This is a genomic window from Roseburia hominis (genome assembly GCA_040702975.1).
Lineage (GTDB): Bacteria > Bacillota > Clostridia > Lachnospirales > Lachnospiraceae > Allocoprococcus > Allocoprococcus hominis_A.
This window is the reverse complement of record CP159990.1, coordinates 432,191-450,648: the sequence shown is the minus strand read 5'-3', so window position 1 is coordinate 450,648 and position 18,458 is coordinate 432,191. Positions and strand designations below refer to the sequence as shown.

General features: G+C 49.2%; 20 protein-coding genes. 8 read left to right on the top strand and 12 right to left on the bottom strand.

Going from position 1 to position 18,458, the window contains the following annotated elements; translation table 11 throughout:
• Positions 1-258: 258 nt before the first annotated feature.
• Positions 259-1,269 (bottom strand): tripartite tricarboxylate transporter substrate binding protein, encoded by a 1,011-nt coding sequence (locus ABXS75_02010; GenBank protein ID XCP85602.1) that lies wholly within the window; start codon positions 1,267-1,269, stop codon positions 259-261.
• A 241-nt stretch (positions 1,270-1,510) separates the two neighbouring features.
• Here ABXS75_02010 and ABXS75_02005 point away from each other — a divergent pair, with 241 nt between their 5' ends.
• Complete coding sequence (locus ABXS75_02005) at positions 1,511-2,308, top strand: IclR family transcriptional regulator (GenBank protein ID XCP85601.1); 798 nt, start codon at positions 1,511-1,513, stop codon at positions 2,306-2,308.
• Positions 2,309-2,414: 106 nt separating this feature from the next.
• On the opposite strand, the gene ABXS75_02000 is transcribed toward ABXS75_02005, so the two are convergent.
• Positions 2,415-2,621 (bottom strand): hypothetical protein, encoded by a 207-nt coding sequence (locus tag ABXS75_02000; protein XCP85600.1) that lies wholly within the window; start codon positions 2,619-2,621, stop codon positions 2,415-2,417.
• 149 nt (positions 2,622-2,770) lie between these two features.
• Between ABXS75_02000 and ABXS75_01995 the strand changes: the two genes are divergently transcribed.
• The 7 genes from ABXS75_01995 to ABXS75_01965 are packed head-to-tail and all read left to right on the top strand — an operon-like array spanning position 2,771 to position 7,614.
• Positions 2,771-3,766 carry a transglutaminase-like domain-containing protein gene (locus tag ABXS75_01995; GenBank protein ID XCP85599.1) on the top strand — a complete coding sequence of 332 codons (996 nt, stop codon included), beginning with the start codon at positions 2,771-2,773 and terminating at the stop codon, positions 3,764-3,766.
• 21 nt (positions 3,767-3,787) lie between these two features.
• Positions 3,788-4,840 carry a type II secretion system F family protein gene (locus ABXS75_01990; GenBank protein ID XCP85598.1) on the top strand — a complete coding sequence of 351 codons (1,053 nt, stop codon included), beginning with the start codon at positions 3,788-3,790 and terminating at the stop codon, positions 4,838-4,840.
• A 10-nt stretch (positions 4,841-4,850) separates the two neighbouring features.
• Positions 4,851-5,174, top strand: a complete 324-nt coding sequence (locus ABXS75_01985; GenBank protein XCP85597.1) for a hypothetical protein — start codon at positions 4,851-4,853, stop codon at positions 5,172-5,174.
• Positions 5,175-5,184: 10 nt separating this feature from the next.
• The gene (locus ABXS75_01980) at positions 5,185-5,685 is read left to right on the top strand and encodes a DUF4860 domain-containing protein (protein ID XCP85596.1); all 501 of its coding nucleotides are present in this window, start codon (positions 5,185-5,187) and stop codon (positions 5,683-5,685) included.
• Entirely contained in the window at positions 5,682-6,107 is a 426-nt protein-coding gene (locus ABXS75_01975; protein ID XCP85595.1) for a hypothetical protein, read from the top strand. The genes ABXS75_01980 and ABXS75_01975 overlap by 4 nt, the downstream gene beginning before the upstream one ends.
• The gene (locus ABXS75_01970) at positions 6,107-6,526 is read left to right on the top strand and encodes a hypothetical protein (GenBank protein ID XCP85594.1); all 420 of its coding nucleotides are present in this window, start codon (positions 6,107-6,109) and stop codon (positions 6,524-6,526) included. The genes ABXS75_01975 and ABXS75_01970 overlap by 1 nt, the downstream gene beginning before the upstream one ends.
• Positions 6,527-6,552: 26 nt before the next feature.
• Entirely contained in the window at positions 6,553-7,614 is a 1,062-nt protein-coding gene (locus ABXS75_01965) for a PilT/PilU family type 4a pilus ATPase (GenBank protein XCP85593.1), read from the top strand.
• Between the two features lie 172 nt (positions 7,615-7,786).
• On the opposite strand, the gene ABXS75_01960 is transcribed toward ABXS75_01965, so the two are convergent.
• From ABXS75_01960 to ABXS75_01915, 10 genes are all read right to left on the bottom strand, one after another.
• Positions 7,787-8,395 carry a signal peptidase I gene (locus ABXS75_01960; GenBank protein XCP85592.1) on the bottom strand — a complete coding sequence of 203 codons (609 nt, stop codon included), beginning with the start codon at positions 8,393-8,395 and terminating at the stop codon, positions 7,787-7,789.
• Between the two features lie 402 nt (positions 8,396-8,797).
• Positions 8,798-9,901 carry a PD-(D/E)XK nuclease family transposase gene (locus tag ABXS75_01955; GenBank protein XCP85591.1) on the bottom strand — a complete coding sequence of 368 codons (1,104 nt, stop codon included), beginning with the start codon at positions 9,899-9,901 and terminating at the stop codon, positions 8,798-8,800.
• A 386-nt stretch (positions 9,902-10,287) separates the two neighbouring features.
• A complete protein-coding gene (locus tag ABXS75_01950) occupies positions 10,288-11,439 on the bottom strand; it encodes a hypothetical protein (protein ID XCP85590.1) in 1,152 nt (383 codons plus the stop codon).
• Positions 11,432-12,277, bottom strand: coding sequence for a hypothetical protein (locus ABXS75_01945; protein ID XCP85589.1), 846 nt, complete (start codon positions 12,275-12,277; stop codon positions 11,432-11,434). Before ABXS75_01945 ends, ABXS75_01950 begins: the two co-directional genes overlap by 8 nt.
• Positions 12,278-12,288: 11 nt before the next feature.
• Positions 12,289-13,122 (bottom strand): hypothetical protein, encoded by an 834-nt coding sequence (locus ABXS75_01940; protein ID XCP85588.1) that lies wholly within the window; start codon positions 13,120-13,122, stop codon positions 12,289-12,291.
• Positions 13,122-13,724, bottom strand: a complete 603-nt coding sequence (locus ABXS75_01935) for a hypothetical protein (GenBank protein XCP85587.1) — start codon at positions 13,722-13,724, stop codon at positions 13,122-13,124. The genes ABXS75_01940 and ABXS75_01935 overlap by 1 nt, the downstream gene beginning before the upstream one ends.
• A 15-nt stretch (positions 13,725-13,739) precedes the next feature.
• Entirely contained in the window at positions 13,740-14,900 is a 1,161-nt protein-coding gene (locus tag ABXS75_01930; GenBank protein ID XCP85586.1) for a DUF5979 domain-containing protein, read from the bottom strand.
• Entirely contained in the window at positions 14,893-15,855 is a 963-nt protein-coding gene (locus tag ABXS75_01925) for a class C sortase (protein ID XCP85585.1), read from the bottom strand. The genes ABXS75_01930 and ABXS75_01925 overlap by 8 nt, the downstream gene beginning before the upstream one ends.
• A 13-nt stretch (positions 15,856-15,868) precedes the next feature.
• A complete protein-coding gene (locus tag ABXS75_01920) occupies positions 15,869-16,768 on the bottom strand; it encodes a class C sortase (protein XCP85584.1) in 900 nt (299 codons plus the stop codon).
• Between the two features lie 107 nt (positions 16,769-16,875).
• Positions 16,876-18,441: a SpaH/EbpB family LPXTG-anchored major pilin gene (locus ABXS75_01915; GenBank protein XCP85583.1), complete on the bottom strand. Its 1,566-nt coding sequence runs from the start codon at positions 18,439-18,441 to the stop codon at positions 16,876-16,878.
• Positions 18,442-18,458: the final 17 nt, after the last annotated feature.

Here is an 18,458-nt window from a genome sequence, read left to right as displayed (position 1 = left end):
ACTTGACATAAGGTTCTCGGATTATCCTGTACAGCAGAAAAGGGGGCAAGTGCGCCCTTTTCCTGCCTTCCGGCGAGGACGGGTTCGGGCAGAGCCCGAAAATGGGTCAAAGGGCTGGCTCCTTGCTGGTTCTTAGGGCAGAGCCCTGAGCCTTCGGAGGACTTATTGTGTGATATATTTGCAATTTTCAAGGTTCACTTGAGCCTGTTTTTTTCGGCTCGTTTTTTCATAGATTACTTGACACTACCTACCGCATCATCACTCGTTAATTCCAAGTTCCTTGATCAGGCCTCCCAGATTTTCCTCACTCTCATGAAGATACTTGGCAAAATCCCCGGAATCAAGATAATCCAGATCCGTTCCGTGCGTCTCATAAAATTCCAGCATTTCATCAGATTCACTTGCCGCTTTAGCCGCCTTTGTAAGAATGTCTATTACTTCCTGCGGAGTTCCCTTCGGAACAGCAAGCCCTCCAAAGCAAAGACAGGTCACGTCATAGCCAAGTTCTGAAGCTGTCTGAACATCCGGTAACGCACTTGAACGTTTCTCGCTCATGGAAGCTAAGACTTTAAAGTCGCCGGACTGAACATATGACACAACGTCAGACGGCGAGGTGACGCATGCGTCGCATGTGCCTCCGAGTACGGCCGCTACAGAACCTGCAATTCCTTCGTTAAACGGTACATGATTTACTTCGATACCGCAGGACTTCGCAAATGCCGCTGCCCCTAACTGCATGATTCCGCCTGCACCGGAATTGCCCACTGTAAGTTCGCCCGGATGTTCTTTCGCATAATTGATAAAGTCTTCTAAAGTATCATACCCGCTGTCGGCCCTCACGCTCAGGACGGTTGGCGCTGTATAGATCCGGCAAACATAATCAAAATCATCGACCCCGAGATCACTCTGGCCAAGAGACTTGAACATGGTAAGCTCAACCGGAACATACGCCAGCGTGTATCCATCCGCCGCACTTGTCTGAGCTGAGGTAAGCCCTACGATTCCGGATGCACCTGTAATATTGGAAATTGTTACGTTCACTCCGAGCTCCTCCTCTAACTGTGGAGCAAAAACCCGCATGGTTGCATCACTTACGCCACCCGCAGCATACGGAACGATTATATTAATTTGTTTATTCTTTTTCGGGAAATCAACCGATACCGTTTTACTTTCTTTTTCTTCCTTAGCAGAAGATTCCCCCGTTTGTGCACATGCACATAAAGACACTACCATTAGTCCGGCAAGCAGCAACGCTATTTTTTTCTTCATAAATTTTTTCTCCTTTTGCTCTTATTGCTTCTCAGTGTTTCTACATCAGTTTCTGTTGTTCAGTATCAATGAACGCGCATTCATTTATATGCCTATAGTTTACCAATATTATTCATAATTGTCAACATATTATGATATTTTTTCGAATATTGTTCAATTTTAATATCTTATTGACGTATTAAGCAAAATATAGTACAGTTTATTTAAGTATTATTATATTGTAGTGGAAAGGAAATCATTTATGGAAAACAGGAAAGATACACCGGGAAAAGTTTCTGCCGTTGCAAAAGCCTTTAGAATACTTGATTGTTTTACACCGATCCAAACAGAACTTTCTCTGGCACAGCTAAGTAAGATGCTGGGAATTCCCAAGAGCACTTTGTTGAATCAAATCAGAACATTAGAAGAAGCCGGCTTTCTTATCCGGCTCCGTGACGGACAGGCATATTCACTTGGATATAAGATTATGGAATTAAGTTACTGTGCATACTCTGCAATACCCGTGATCCAGGGCGCCATCCCGATCATGGAAAACCTGATGCACGCAACAAGCGAAACTGTGTATCTTACTTCACATCTTGGCGGAAGAGTTTTTTATATGGAATGTGTATACCCAACACGGCAGGCAATTTCTTATTCTGTTACAGGAAAAACCGTGCCGATGCACTGTACCGCTTCAGGAAAGGCCATGTTAAGCTACATGAGCCGTGATGAGGTTGATACTATCATAAAAGAGCATGGCCTTCCCCAAATAACTAAAAATACCATCACTAACTATAACCAATTACTTTCTGAACTGGAGTTGTCAAAGGAGCGCGGCTACGCAATTGATCTGGAAGAGGAATCCCTGGGCGTGAAATGTCTTGCTATGGCGATTCGAAATAATAATGGAGCTGTCGCCGGCGCTATAAGCATATCCGGTTCTATCATCTCAATGCGGGATGAACAAATACCATGTTACGCGGACCAGCTGGCAAGAGCCTGTAATCTTCTTTCGCAGTATGCTCCTCTATTTCCTGCACTGAGATCAGAAGGTTAATCCTCATCAGTTAATACTTATTGCAACATAATTAAAAGAGACTGCTTCAAACAGTCTCTTTTAAGCTGTCAGCGATTTCGTTCCATAACAGAATTAAAACGTTATCCTAACCTCTCTCTTTTTCATTCAACCTGTCAGCTATATTAATCAGCACCAACAGATCCTTATCCGACATATTTTGTGCCAGGGAGCATAGCTGCCGCACAAGTATCGGCTCTTTCACATCTTTATCAAAAAACGCTGCGGGTGTCACGCCAAGATAATCACACATCATCAAAAATTCCGAAAGTGAAGGCAGCGCTCTTCCAGACATAATACTTTGTATGCTTGTGAATAAAATATGACATGAAAGACCGTGGCATTTCAGATATCAATATGTAACCAAAGTGATATTCATGAGTTGTTTTTAAAAAAAGGATTGTGTATAATAAGAAGAAGAAATGATAGAAAGGAGAACGGTAAATGCACAGGCGCCTGAACGGTCCGTTTCTGACCTGCATGTTTCTGCTTACTCTGCTTTTGTGCGGCTGTGGCAATCAGAAGAGCCCTCCCCCGGCTGATCATTCCAGTCAGGACAAGGCGAATGCCTCTTCCGAAATTGCTGCTAAAGCTGCCGATTCCGAATCCTCCTCCGAAGGCCAGTGGGACAATACTCCCAAAGTACTGGTCCCAGCCACTGACGGTGCAGTGACCTTTCAGGAGGGCGGACTGGAAATAGATGCTTCCCATACGGAAAATGGATATATCATGTCGCGGTACACAGGTTCTGCTGACAAGGTCAAATTCTTTGTCATCACGCCTGACGATGTACGCTATACCTACGATCTGCCCGCTTCTGAGAGCTATGCGGTTCTTCCGCTGACGGGTGGAGAAGGTACCTACACGCTGGACGTAAGGGAACATGTGCAGGACAAGCTATATTCCAACCTTTTTAAGCAGACAATCGACGTAAAGCTGAAAGACGAATTTCAGCCTTTCTTATACCCGAACCAGTACACCTGGTTCACTTCCGACACCAGAGCCGTCGCGAAAGCATCCGAGCTTGCTGACGGTGCGTCCAACACTCTGGATGTCATTACAGCCATTTACGATTACGTGATCACAAACGTCGCCTATGACGATGAGAAGGCCCGCACCGTACAGAGCGGTTATCTTCCCAACGTGGACGATACTCTGGATACCGGCAAAGGGATCTGCTTCGATTACGCCGCCCTGATGACAGCGATGCTCCGCTCCCAGGGCATTCCCACCAAGCTGGAGATCGGCTATTCCGGGGAGATCTACCACGCCTGGATCAGCACCTACAGCACCGAAACCGGCTGGATCAACGACATCATCCAGTTTGACGGAAAGAGTTGGGCTTTGATGGACCCAACGCTGGGTGCCACCAACGACGCCTCCGACCTGCGCGATTACATCGGAGACGGAACGAATTATACTGTAAAATACTCCCGTTAACGGAGCTGGAAAGGAGATTTTATGACAAATCAACAAAACACAAAAAGCCTTTCCCATTCGGAGGTCGCTTCCTTCTGCAGCCAGATGGCAATGATCCTCCGAGCCGGGATTTCTTCTCTCGAGGGAATCGCTATCATGAAAGAAGAGGCCACCTTGCCGGAAGATCAGAAGATTCTCACGACTATCTACGACTCGCTGCTCGAGACCGGGCTGCTGACCGATGCACTCGAAGCTTCCGGCGTGTTCCCTGCATATTTTCTGCAAATGTGCCACATCGGCGAACAGACCGGACAGCTGGACAAAGTCATGACCTCTCTTTCCGCCTTCTATGAAAGAGAAGCCGGAATCGCCGCATCGATGCGCAGCGCCGTGACTTACCCCATGGTCATGCTGACCATGATGCTGATCGTGATCTCGGTCCTGCTCTCCAGGGTGCTGCCCATATTCCAGCAGGTATTTAATCAGCTGGGGGCAGAGATGAGCTGGGCGTCCCGGCGCCTGATGGCCCTCGGCAATGTACTTAATCGCTACGGAATTGTATTCATACTTGTAATCCTCGTTCTGGCGGTGCTTGTACTGTACCTGACCAGAAGCCAGAAGGGTCAGGCATATCTCATCACAGTCAGCGACCGCCTTCCTTTTTCCAGGAAATTTTCGGACCTGACCGCCTCCTGCCGTTTTGCGGGCGGAATGTCCCTTCTGCTCTCCAGCGGTTTTTCGCCGGAGGAGAGCATTAACATGGCAGGCAAGCTTTCCGACGGGCCACGGTTCCAGCAAAAGCTTAAGGAATGCCTGGAAAAGCTGGAATCAGGCGAGCCCTTGTCCGACGCCCTCATCAAATCCGGCATTTTCACCGGTATCTACGGACGGATGGTCCTCGTAGCCCAGAAAACCGGAACACTGGATGAGGTCATGCAGGACATCGCCGGACGCTACGAGGAAGAACTGGACGGCCGTCTGGCGGGCGCCATGGCTGTCCTCGAGCCGACTCTGGTCGCCATACTTTCCGTAATTACCGGAATCATCCTGCTGTCAGTCATGCTGCCGCTCCTTGGAATCCTGTCAGGAATGTAGGAGGCCCTGTATGAAAAGATTTGGTGCAAAAAATACAACCGAAGGCAGAAATATATATCTGTCCCTGATCATATTTCTGGTGCTGATTTTTATCTTCCTTACCGCCATACACTCTCTGTCAGGCAGTTCTCTGGAAGAGCAGCAGAAGAATCTGGAGCAGGCACTCGTGCAGAGCGCCGTACATTGTTATGCGGTGGAGGGCTCCTACCCGGAGACCCTGGAACAGCTGCTGTCCCGCTACAACATTACCTATGACGAATCCAGCTTCTTCATAGACTATCAGACTGAGGGCCAGAATATGATGCCCGACATTACCGTTATTCGCAAAAAATAGGAGGCAGCTTATGAAAGAAAAAGAAAAAGACCATGTTACAGAGCTTTTATTTACAATTGCCCTGTTCTGCGTTTTTTTAATCTCTGCCATATTTGTGATCGTGATCGGAGCAAACGTTTACCGAAACGCCCAAAAGGCTTCCGACGCCAACTACGGGCGACGTACCTCCCTTTCCTACATCACGGAGAAAATCCGCCAGAGCGATGAAAACGGCGGAATCTCCATCGGTGAGATGGACGACGGAACTCCCGCGCTTCTGATCACCGCTAACTATCAGGGTACCGCCTATACCACCTATATCTACTCCAGCGAAGGGGAAATGCGGGAGCTGTTTGTCCGAAACGACACCTCCGCCGACCCCCAGGACGGTACCGGTCTGATTCAGGACATCACCCTCTCTTTCGAGGACCTGGGTAATTCCTTGCTTAAGATCACCGTAACGGACAAAGAAGGAGCTTCCTCCTCTGTCTTGGCTCACCCCTCAAGCGCTGGGGAAGGAGGGAATTCATGAAACACAAAACGCAACGCAGATCTAACATTTTTTTGATGGAAATTATCATTTCCATCCTGTTCTTTTCCATCGCCAGCGCAGTCTGTATCCAGCTGTTTGCCAAAGCAAAGCTGCTAAGCGACAACGCCGCAGCTCTGAATCAGGCCGTGCTTGCCGCTTCCAGTGCGGCGGAAGCACTGGAGGTGTGCGACGGGACACCGGAATCCCTGCTTTCCAGTTTTCCAGATGGAGTGACAGACGGACAGACCCTGCGCGTCTTCTACGACCGCTCCTGGAAGCCCTGCGATGCTTCCTCTGCTTTCTTTCAGATGGAAGTGCTGCTTTCGACTGACCAGGGGATGCTGACAGGCAACATTACCGTGACCGGCGAAGACGAAGTGATTTACACACTGCAGGCGGAACATTACAGGGGGGACGACTAATGAAAAAGACCAAATATCCAGTCATGAATATGGGAACCGCATCCATACTGACGATCTTTATCGTACTTTGCATGGTAACATTTGCGACCCTTTCCTTTATCAGTGCCAACAAGGACGCCGCTTTCACCCGGCAGATTGCCGACAGAACTACGGCATACTACGCCGCTTCCAACGAAGCCAACCATCAGATTGCGGAGTATACAGAACAGGTAAAACAGAGCTGGAAAAATGGCACTTACGACGAACTTCCGAAGACGTATACGATTACCGTACCGATTGACGAGCAAAAACAGCTAAATGTAGTCCTTACTCTCTGTAATCCGGATCAGACGGGCGGGACATATTGCAGGATAACAGAATTTAAAGAAATTTCCATAGAAGACTGGGAAGGCGACGAACACCTTCCGGTTCTTCAATAAAGAAGCTCAGGAGGGATTTGAACACTATGGATACAAAAAATATATTAGAACACGCGGCAGAGCTTCATGCCTCTGACTTATTTATCATCGCGGGACGTCCGCTCTCTTACCGGAAGGACGAACAGATCCTGGCGGAGGATGGACAGCGCCTGCTCCCGGAAGACACTTTCCAGATGATTCAGGATATCTATCGCCTGGCAGAGAACCGGGATATGGAGCGCCTGCATATCACCGGAGATGATGATTTCTCCTTCGCGCTTCCCGGTATCTGCCGCTTCCGAATCAATGCCTACAAACAGCGGGGATCCCTGGCTGCCGTGATCAGAATCATCAATTTTTCCCTTCCCACGCCGGAGGAAATGCATATTCCTTCCAACATCATCAGCCTGGGGCAGCTGAATAAAGGCCTTGTCCTGGTCACAGGACCTGCAGGCAGCGGAAAATCCACAACCCTGGCCTGCATCATTGACCACATCAATCACACGGCCGAAAAACACATCATCACCCTGGAAGACCCGCTGGAATATTTCCACCGGCATAACAAAAGCATCGTGAGTCAGCGTGAGATCAATACAGACACGGAAAACTACGTGACGGCTCTCCGAGCTGCCCTGCGGCAGAGCCCGGACGTCATCCTGCTTGGTGAAATGCGTGATTACGAAACCATCCAGACCGCCATGACCGCGGCTGAAACCGGCCACCTGGTATTCTCCACGCTTCACACCGTCGGCGCTGCCAACACAATCGACCGAATCATCGACGTCTTCCCCGCCAACCAGCAGCAGCAGATCGCTGTCCAGCTTTCCATGACGCTGCAGGCCGTTATCTCACAGCAATTCGTTCCGGATAAAGACGGACATAGTATGCCCGCCTTTGAATTCCTGACGGTCAATTCGGCTATCCGCAATATGATCCGGGACAACAAGGTTCCGCAGATTGACGGTATGCTGTATTCCGCATCCGGAAACAACAATATGTACTCCATGGACACCTGCCTGGCCGACTACTACAAACGCGGCATTATCTCAAAAGATACCGCTCTTATGTACGCCTCCAACCCGGAGATGATGAAAAGGAAGTTGGTATAATGGTCATTTTGTTTCAAAGGTTTATTTCAAAGTTTCAAGGAAATTATTATCTCTATTCATAAAAATGAGGGGAGTCGCCAAATTGTAATCGAGCGACTCCCCTCTAACCTGCTGCTTATACCTTTACTGTGATAACATTCCTTAAAAATGTCAGGCGGGATCAGATAAAATTCTATGCCCGGTTTTTCAAAAGCCCGGCAATACTATGTAGAAGAACTGCAATAATAATCAGACAGACTGCCGCGACCTTCCCTGATGTGGAAGCCGCTCCCTGAAGGATCATTCCAAGAAAAGGAACCGAAAACATCACCTTTCCCAGGAACTGATCATACTCCACCGGATTGATATCCTTATCCTCATTCGCATCTCCCTTGGTGACCAGACGCCCTGCCGCAACCTGATTCTCCACGACACGATGCGTAATGATTGCTCCGGTATCCGTCGCGCTGTAGAAAGCGATGATATCCCCCTCCTGGACTTTAGCTGCATCCTGCGGTTTTACCAAAACGAGGCTCCCGATGGGAAGTGCCGGTTCCATACTTCCGCTGATTACGTTGTACACCTGATATCCCGCAAGACGCGGAAGCGTCAAAGGAACACACGCCAGAATCACAGCGACCAAAATCAACGTCCCTGCTATACTGCAGCAGATAGAGGCCCTTCTTCTACTCTTGGAATTCTTCTTCTCCGCTCTCTCATCCTGGCTCTTCTCCTGTCTTCTTTTTTGTCTCGTTTCCTGACTCTTCTCGCGTCTTCTTTCTTGTCTCTTTTCTTGACTCATCTTATCCATTTCCTTATGTTACATTTCCTTATTTTTCTATTAGATATGTGGATTTTCTCCCATACCCCCATATAAAGCTGTACGTGCGCTATTAACGTAAATAGCTGGTTCGACCTTACCTGATAGGATTTTCCTACTATATTGTTGTCAACTTACCAAAGCAAGAAAAATTTCCTCCGCTCGCACTCTCTAATTATCATACCAGTAAATCGTGAAATGCGCAACGGGATAAACTGTCTTCTCGTTAATTACAGTTTTCGTTATAAATAAAACTTCCACTGTCTTATCTATATTTTCTTTATAGCCGTGGTAAATTGGGGGCTTACAGTGCCAGGTACACACCGAGATGAACGTCCACAGGACGTTCATTCAGGTATGCCTGGCAACTCGAAAAAAGCAGGCCTACTCGGCCTGCTTCAGTTCCTGGATCTGTTTCTTTAACGCATCGATTGTTTCCTGCAACTCGTCTATAGTTCCTTTTTGTGCATCTACTCTATTCGTTAGATTCCCGATGGTCCCTTTTTGCTTGTCAATTGTTCCCTTTTGCTCATCTACTATATCCGTCAGTTTCCCGATGGTCCCTTTTTGCTTGTCAATCGTCCCTTTCTGCTCATCTATCTCATCCTGCATCTCATCGATCATATACTGCACCGTATTCCTGTCCAGTTCCAACAATTCCTTCGAAAACATCGTCATCACCTCTTCGATATTCCGGCAGATCTCATACACTTGCTCATACAACTCCCGAAACTCCGGATACGCCTTTATAACCTCTTCTATCACTTCCGGAGTATCCATGCACAAGAACGCCAGCCATGCATCCAACCTGCTTCTTATACCCTTATTGTGATAACATTCCTTAAAAATGTCAAGCGGAATCAGATAAAATTCCTGCAATAGCGGCAGTTCGAGCCCTGTATCCGATTTCTGTCTGAAATGATGTATATATTTGTCTCTATACTCCTGAAACTCCTTCGTACTCTTCTCAAATAAAACAATCGTGTACACTCCGCGGATGTCCTTATAGCTAAATTTCTTCTTTTTCCGGCTCTTCACTCTCTTATACTGCCGAAGCAGCATATCTGCTGAATAGCATGCACATCGCTGCCCGGGAAACTTATAGCCTATCTTCTGCACCTCAAAATTTATCACAGACCCGTCTTCCATCTCCGCAATGATATCTGTAATCAGCAGCGATCCTTCATCCGCCAGCCTCACCGAATCATTGGGCAGAACCTGCAGGATCCGCACTCTTCTCCCAAACACCTCCGAGACCAGATCCTCCAGCCGTTCCGGCGTACTCTCCGGATTCAGGATCTCTTTAAAAAATGAGTCATATAGCATCTTCACTCCCCGGGCTCCCGTACAAAAATCCAGGAACTCTTCTCTCTGCTCCAAAGTCCACGACTCATAGACCGCTTCCAAATCTTTCCGTTTTCCAATCTCTTCCAAAACTTCCCCTCGCTCGCGGATGATAGGGAAATATTCTTTTAGCCTTCCAGTCATCTCGACGTTCCTCCTTCCAGGTATAAGTTCCTAGAAGTATACACTCTTTTTCCCTTATTGCAACCCTTTCGCCGAACTTAGGTAAATATAGGTTATTATCGTTATTTTTCATCGATTTTCATGAACTCTATCCTCTCTACTCTAAATCTCCCCATCCATAGCACATATTCCTTTGTAAAGAAAAACCAGGCCTACTCCGCCTGTTTTAATTCCTATACCCAAGGGCATCCCATATGACTATTCAATCGTTTCACAGGAGATGCTCTTGTATATAAACCCCAAAGCATAAAATAAGGGAAACTCGCCCCGCGAGTTCCCCTCATCATTTTACCTGTTATTCACTTATAAAAATACCTATCCAATCCTAAACTGCCTTCAAACCTCTTTTACAAAGATTTCCTTCTCTTAATCAGCAGTCCGATCAATACGAGGAGCAGGATCACTGCCGCTATCCCAATCCCCACAAATACCGGGAAATGGTTCGCTTCCGCTGTATCTTCCTTATTATCCTTCTTGGAATCGCTCAGATCCAGATTACCGGTCGGGACCTCCTCGTCATCCAAATCCAGCACGCCTCCCGGCGTCTCCTCATCCTCTATAGACGTGGTACCTCCCTCATTGGTCCCTTCATTTTCAGTTCCCGTTCCTTCATTGTCGGTTCCGGGAGCCGTTCCTGTTCCTTCATTATCATTCGTTCCGGGCGTCGCCGTTCCCGGAGTCGCCGTTGTTCCGGTCTGGTCCTCGCCCTGCTGCGGGGTCTGCGGCGTTGTCGGTTCCGTTGTGGTCTGCTCCACGTTTCTCGTATATTCAAATACCCAGGTATTCTCCTGCCCGCGTCTCAGTGTTCCCGTTATCGCTTTGTAAACCGGCGTATAGCCTTCAAAATACGGTGCAGACACTACCGGCTTCTCCCCGGCCACCCCGTAGAAGGTCTGCGCTTCGCTTCCCGGCACCGGCGTCGTCGTATCCGCCAGCACATAGCTGACCGTATACGGGACCATCTTCCCCGGAACCCCATAGGTCACGACGAAGGTCCGGTCGCTCGTTACTGTATAGATCCGACTCGGGCTGGTCGTGTTCTCCTTGTCAAATGCCTCGCTGTTGTCACGACCGCTCCGTCTTGTTCCTGTCGGCTGGTATTTTCCGCCGTCCTCCGGATTCAGGCTGATCGCCCCGTTCGTGCTGGACACGTTGATGCTGATCGTGTCCCCGTAATGCAGGCCGGACACCACGATCGTATCCGCTCCCGCAAGCGACGCCTCTCCGGCCCCGGACACACAGCCAGTCCCGTTGAAGGTTCCCTTGTCTCCGGAATAGATCATCACTTTATAAGTGGTCTCATAATCATCCGCAGCCCTGGTTTCCAGCACCCCAAGCTGGGATACCGCAAGAACCGCCAGGCATACCGCCGCAACACCCTTTGCAAGCCCTTTTTGCAATGCTCTGCTTCTTATGCTTCGGAGACTTTTTTGTAACGGTTCCCTTATTTTTCCATCCACATTCAGAAGGCCATTCTGTACTGTTTTCCACTTACTCATACTTTTTTGGGCCTCCTTTCCTGTTCGCTCTCCTTTTCCTCTTCTTCTCCTCTTCACTGCGCTTCTTCAGACGCAGGAACACCAGCACGATGCACACGATCCCCGCGACGAGCGCCATAATGGAGAACAGCATCACATGGGACGTATCTCCCGTCTTCGGCGTTGTGATTACATTCCGGTTCGGAGTGTCCGGGTTATCCGGCGTCGCCGGCGTATCGACGAGCTCCACTGCAAACCCGAGCTCCACTCTCGCCAGGGTATCCTGGTAGTCATTTCCCTGGGTCTCCCCGTCCAGTCCGATCTTCAGCGTCATCTGCGCCTTCGCGCCTGCCTCCAATGTATCCAGATAGATATATTCCTCATCATCCAGCGCCACCGTCGCCTGCTCAAGACCCTTATTCCCGTCTACTACAGAGCCTTCTCCGCTCTCCTCGCTTCCGCCGACTGCCTCGCTGTCATACAACACCCTCGTCTCCTTCGGGCCGATATAGGTCAGCACATAGGTATACGCTCCGCCTTCCGCGATGGACTGCTGGCTCTCCAGCGTCTGCAGCACCTCATTTCTCATGTACCATGCCGTCTTATCCGAAGAACTGTTCTTTAAGTTCACCTGAAAGGTCATCGTATCCCCCGGCTGCAGGTCATTCTTCGCCTCGTCTGTGATACCGGTGGCTTTGAAGTTATCCGTCATCTTATGGTCCTTCGTGAACTCCACCCAGTTATCCTGGGTACTGACAATGTCTTCTGCAGATACACTGGCCGGGACCATCAGAAAGGCCAGCAGCATGGCGATCAGACATCCCACCGGACATCTCATTGATTTTCTCATAGCTCTCATAGCCCATCCTCCTAATCGATATAGCCCGGATCCACGCCCCAGGCACTGCGGATCGCATCCTTCGCATTATGGTTCTGCACCGCATCCGCATCAACTTCCAGGACGAACTTCCTGCCTTCATAATCATACGTCGTCTTCACGACTCCGTTCCCGACTTCCGTCTTCGTCACCTTCGCCACCGCATCATCGATGGTGATGCTCTTACAGAAGGCGGCCGCTCCGCCTGTCGGCAGCTCCGAGCGGTAATAGAGCACCGTACACTCATCCGTGCACTCTGCCTCATTTCTCCACCAGCCGCTCTCATCTAATTCCAGCTTGATCCACTTGGGATCCATGGTGGTCACCTTCACCTCGTTACCGTCCTCATCCTTCCCAGCCTCCGGGTCTACCCAGTAGCGGTAGATGCGGACACGTACATACTCCGGGATGGAGCCGGAATTCACAACGGACAACTCCTCCTTGTACTTCCGCTCCGGGACCAGACGTCCGTCCGATTCCTTCAGCATGTTCTCCAGAAGCGCGCCTTCCTTCGTCGTCCAGCCCGTGCTCTCCTCGCCCTGAGCCATCTGGTTCGCATAGTCACGGACCGCGATCTCCTTCCCGTTCTCCATCAGGGTGATGCCGATGTCGTACATACCGACACGCGCTTCATAGTACTCACTGTAGATCTGCAGAGCCGCACGGGTGCTCCCGATCCCGCTCCCCAGTAAACATGCCACCGCGAGTCCTAGCAGAAGGAATGTTCCCGTTCTTCCCTTTAGGATCTTTCTAATCCTCTGCAGGGCATCTCTGTTATTACCTGATGCCTTTCTGTTCTTATCCGGGGCTTTCCTGTTCTTACTCATTATTCATCAGCCCCCTCTCCACTCACGTCTTTCACAGCCATCGTCCAGTCAACATCCGGGCTGGTCGGCTCCAGAGGATTCCCATCCGCATCCGCCTGCACCGGCACATACTCCTGAACGACTACTACATCAAAATCATAGGCATAGCTGTACTCACCATCTACGCCGAACATATCCTTCGTACCGTCCTTTGCCACGATCTGCATCCCCAGTCTGCTGGTCAGATCCGTGCCGTCCGCCGTTCCTTTGGGCTGCAGGACTTTGGTGTAATACCAGTAATCATCCTCTCCCTGCACCCAGCCGTCTGTCTGGGTCGGCGCCAGGGCAAACAGCTCCGTTCCTACAAAATATTTCACCCTCACATAACAGGGGTTCTCTCCCGTATTCTGCACCTGCACCTGCTTGATGCGGTTCACCACCTTCTCCTCCTCGATGGTGGTCGTCGTGTCAAAGGAGATCTCATAGCCTCCCTTTGCCGTCACATAGGTCGTAAAATACGCCATCGCGCTCTTGATGGAAATACTCCCCACCAGCACCAGCGCAGCCCCGGACAGCACGAGCGTTTTTTTATTGATCATTTTCTTACTGATCCTGTTCTTCATTCTCCTGCCCCTCCTTTACTGCGCACTCTGCTCTTCTTCCTCCGGCACGGAACCCTTTCCCGTGGGCCCGCTCTCCGACTCCGCTTCCACGGAATCCGGGAACCACCTCTCCCACTCGTAATGGCCCTTCACCACCAGGCTGCCATCCTCATCCGTATGGGCCTCATCGCCCACAAAATCAAAATGGTTCACGATGCCGTAGCCTTTTTTCAGCTTATCATCATAATCATTTACAAAACTCACCGGCTTCGTCTGGGAGACCCCGTCCTTCGTCGGCTCGATCGTCGTCGTATAGTCAGCGGACACTTCCTTATAGCTCCCACCGTTATAGATCTCCTTCACCGTAACAATGGTCCCCACCGGGAGCCCCGTGATCTTCACGGTCTGGGTGCCGGTCGGCGTCCCATCGTCGAAATTCATCGAAACTACGTTATTATACACCACTTCCCCGGTGATCGGATCCTTCCCCGTCACCTCAAAGACAAAGGTCACTTCTCCAAGGGACTCATTGTAAGTATTCAACGTCTTCCGGATCTCCATATCGCCTTCCAGCGGCTTCCTCGAAGGCTTCAGCCCCACCGTCACATCATACAGCCACTCATCGTCGCCATTTCCTTCACCCATGCGGTACTCGCTGGTAGGAACCGAGATCAGATACGGGCTGAACGAATACTCGTAGCCGTCATGCTGCACCTTCTCCGCCTTCACCAGATACAGGCCCGGCTCCAGATCCTCCGCGGTTCCCCGGCTGTAAGAGGTAGACGCTCCCGCCACAGGATACAGCTCCACAGTCGTATCCTCCTTGATAGTGCTTCCTTCCGCCTCGATCTTCTTCGTGATCTTCTCCGCCAGGTCCTTCCACTGCTGCGTCCACGCAGCCCGGTCGTTCCCTTTGTCCTCGATCACGATATCCTCTCCGTATGTATCCGTATCCACTGTATAATCCGCCGTCTCCTCCATGGAAGCCACCTTGTATAACTTCACCGGGATCTCCGGCACTTCGGACAGCTCCTTCGCGAACTCCACGCCCGTCGTCTCCAGAGTAAGTGAGCAGGTATGATCCGCAAGATTCAGAGCACCCGCCGCTCTCGCCGCCACAAGATGCATTCCCGACACGGCAAGAATGAGCGCCAGTACCCCGGCTGCATATCCCTTCTTTTTCCTGATCCTATTCATCCTTCTCCCTCCTTGATGGGTCTGTTATTTCCTTATTTCCCTTATGCTTTCTATTGTACACCGCGATCCTGATCTTCGAAAGCAACAGGATCATCAGTATGATAAATGCCGCCATCATCAGATACAGCATGTAGTAGCTCTGTACGGATTCCACCATGCTGTCCACCGGCGTCAGCGCTTTCTCGTCATCCTCACCATTGTAGGGAACCCGAATCCCCCTCAGCAGCATACGGTGGCTGTTGATCCCATAAGGCGTACACGTAAGCAGGGTCACATAATCCTTCCCCTCCACGATCTGCATCGCATCCGTAAGTGCCTCCAGGTCATCCTTATCCACCATCGGAAGAATCTGATCGATCTGGTACGCCAGCACCTCATCCAACACATGAATATAGAATTTATCTCCTACCCGGAGCTGATCCGCATCCGATAAGAGCTTCGCCGACGGCAGCCCCCGGTGCGCCGCAATGGCGCTGTGGCAGCTCTCCCCTCCGATGGGAAGCTTCGTCCCCGGAAGGTGTCCCGCCGCAATCTGCAGCACGCCCTCGGAGGTTCCATGGTAAATGGGGAACTTCTGCTTGATCTTGGGAACAGAAAGATATCCCATGATCCCGGTCTCACCCACATTCAGGACCTTCCAGTACTCCGTTTCCTCCAGCGCGATTTCTTTATCTTTCTCGTCCCCAGCAGCTTCCTGACCGTCTCCGGCGTCCGCCGCCGTAAATATATCTCCGCCAAATGTATTGCTTGTTATCTTCGCATTATAGTTTCGGGCAGCCTCCCAAATCTGACTGTAATCCTCTTCGTCCAATTCCTTCACCGCATCATCGTAGGTCGCTATCGCCTGGCTCTGGTGCAGCGTGTTCCACTGATCCGCCACCTTCGGATAGGCGAAAATGCCAAAGCCAATCAGGAAAATCAGACCAAACAGGATATTCGGCAGTTTCTTCTTCATTGAAAATCCTCCCTTACTTCTCGATTCCTTCGGTCTTGATCCGCTCCACCGCCTCTTCGGCGGCCGGTTTTTTCTTTGACTTCTTATCAACCCTCCGCTGATCGATCAGCAGGATAATGAGCAGGATAAATACCATCGGTATCGCAAGCGCGATGGAAACCACAGTAGAATTAATCTGTGTCGCGTCCGCCGGCACATAGGCTGTCGTCAGCCCCGGCGCATCCGTCCGAATCCCCCGGACCAGCAGACGGTGTGAATTGATGCCATAAGGCGTACACGTCATCAGCGTACAGTAATCCTTATCTGCATCGATCTGTAATTCCTCCACCTCTTCCGGAAGAACAATCCGAATCTGATCCACCTCATAGGCGATCGTCTGATTTAGAACCGTAATCGTGAAAATGTCGCCCTCCATCATCTCATCCAGATCGCTGAAGAGCTTCGCCGAGGGCAGTCCCCTGTGTGCGGAAATCACCGCGTGGGTGCCAACGCCTCCCACCGGAAAACTGGAACCCGACAGATGCCCGGCCGCAACCTGCAGCACCCCTTCGTCCGTCCCATGGTAAATAGGAAGTTCCACGCCCAGAATCGGTATGGTCACATATCCCATGATCCCGGTTCCGCTGATATCCAGTATTTTCTCATATTTTCCAAGGCTCTCATACTCCACAAAGGGAAATGAGAGATCCAGAAGCTCCCTGTTATATTCATTCGCTTCCTCAAGTAACGCCTCATAATCCGTTTCGTCCATCTGCGCGACCGTGTCACTGTACGTAGCGATGGCCCGGGACTGTGTCCTGGAGTTCCAGTAATCACTGATAAATGGATACAGCACCACGGAGAGACCAATGAAAAAAATAAAGACCAAAATGGTAGAACCTCTGTCTTTTTTCATTCGTTTCATTCGTTTCATAAGCATCTCCCTAAAGCTGTATTATTGCGGTCTCCCGCTTTTCAAAAATGGGACTTGGCGGTCCTAAGACCGCCCCGTCCGATTTTTTTATTTCTTACATTATCCTATTATTTGGAAATTCTCTTTCTGGTAACCAGCATCACGCCTGCACCGATCATCAGGATAGCACCAACTACGTAGAAGATTGTAGTACCGATACCACCGGTTTCCGGAAGGATTGTACCCTGGTTATTGATAACATTTGCACTCAAAGCGCCGGTTGACTTATTAGGAGTAAACGTAATTTCTCCTGAAACACAATTTCCGCTTAAGTCGGTCAATTCCAAACCATTCGCGTCGTGAGTAGCTGTAACCTTAAATACCTGCGGTTCAAGAGTATTGTATCCAGCAGGTGTGGTTGTCTCGCAAAGCACATAGTAACCATCATCAATACCATTAAATGAAAAACGATTCTTTGTTCCTACTGTCTCACCATCTATGGCATTAGTTGTCCATGTAGTAATAGCCTTGTTCGCCCATGCGGTATTTTTAGCTGCGGCATCCTTACCTATTACATTTGCTTCTGCATCTGCCTTAGAAACTTTATACAATGTAAAACCTGCACCTTCCAAAGGCTGATTTTCATTATTAAACTTATCAATAACAACTTTATAAGTAAAGGTAATAACCTCTTTGTCCGGAGTATGTCCTTCAGAACCACCATCTGATTCATTCGGGTTATTGCTATAAGAAACTTTCAATGTGTTCTTATTTCCTTCTTCGCCAATAGCTGCATTTTCACCAAGCGTTGCTGTGAAGTCGATTGCGATTGTTTTTCCAGCCAGTGATTCAAGAGTTTTGCCCTCTTTAGGCGTGAATTCGATTTTAACTTTAAAACCATCTTTAGATGGATCCGTTATCCACGTAGTTGTTACTGTATAATTCTCTGTATCAGCGATAGTGTCTGAACCAAGTTTAATGGCATTCTCTTTATCAAGTGTAATATCATCAAACTTACCCGTCTCAAGAATATCTTCCAACGTAATATGGTATTTCTCATACTGCTCAACCTTATCCGAAATAGTTGCTGTTACATGATATGGAACCTTATCACCAATATCATAGTCCGAAGATGTCTGCAGTTGACCATTATCCACTTCAGTCGTATCAGAATCATTTGTATCATCTACTTTTTTGTCTGATGAAGTTGTACCTGCTTTACGCGTAATCTCTGTCGGACCCACTACAGCCAGAATATAAAGTGTATGCTCGTCACCGACTGCAAGATCAACATTATTATCTTTAATCAAATAATAACCTGTAGGAACATTAACACTTGAACCAGCACTTACCGTTGTGAAAGGATCAGAAGTAAGATTTGCATATGTTTTAAGCACCTCTGCCTTCTCCGCATCTGTACCAGAAATTCCTTTAATTGTATTCAAAACGCTAGTCTCTACCGTATCTCCTGCCTTCTTTCCTGTTGGAATACTTGCATTCGCACCATAATGCACATCAGATAATACCTTTCCCGCAAGGTCTCCAGTAAAAATCTGATAAACCTCGTAAGTGTGGCTGTCACCGGCTGGTACTGATAAAGCTACCTCTTCCGGAGCAGCAAATACTGTCATACTCATAGACAGCATCATTACTAAAGTAAGTGCCAACGCTATGATTTTTTTCATCTTCTTCATTGTTTTCTCTCCTTTTG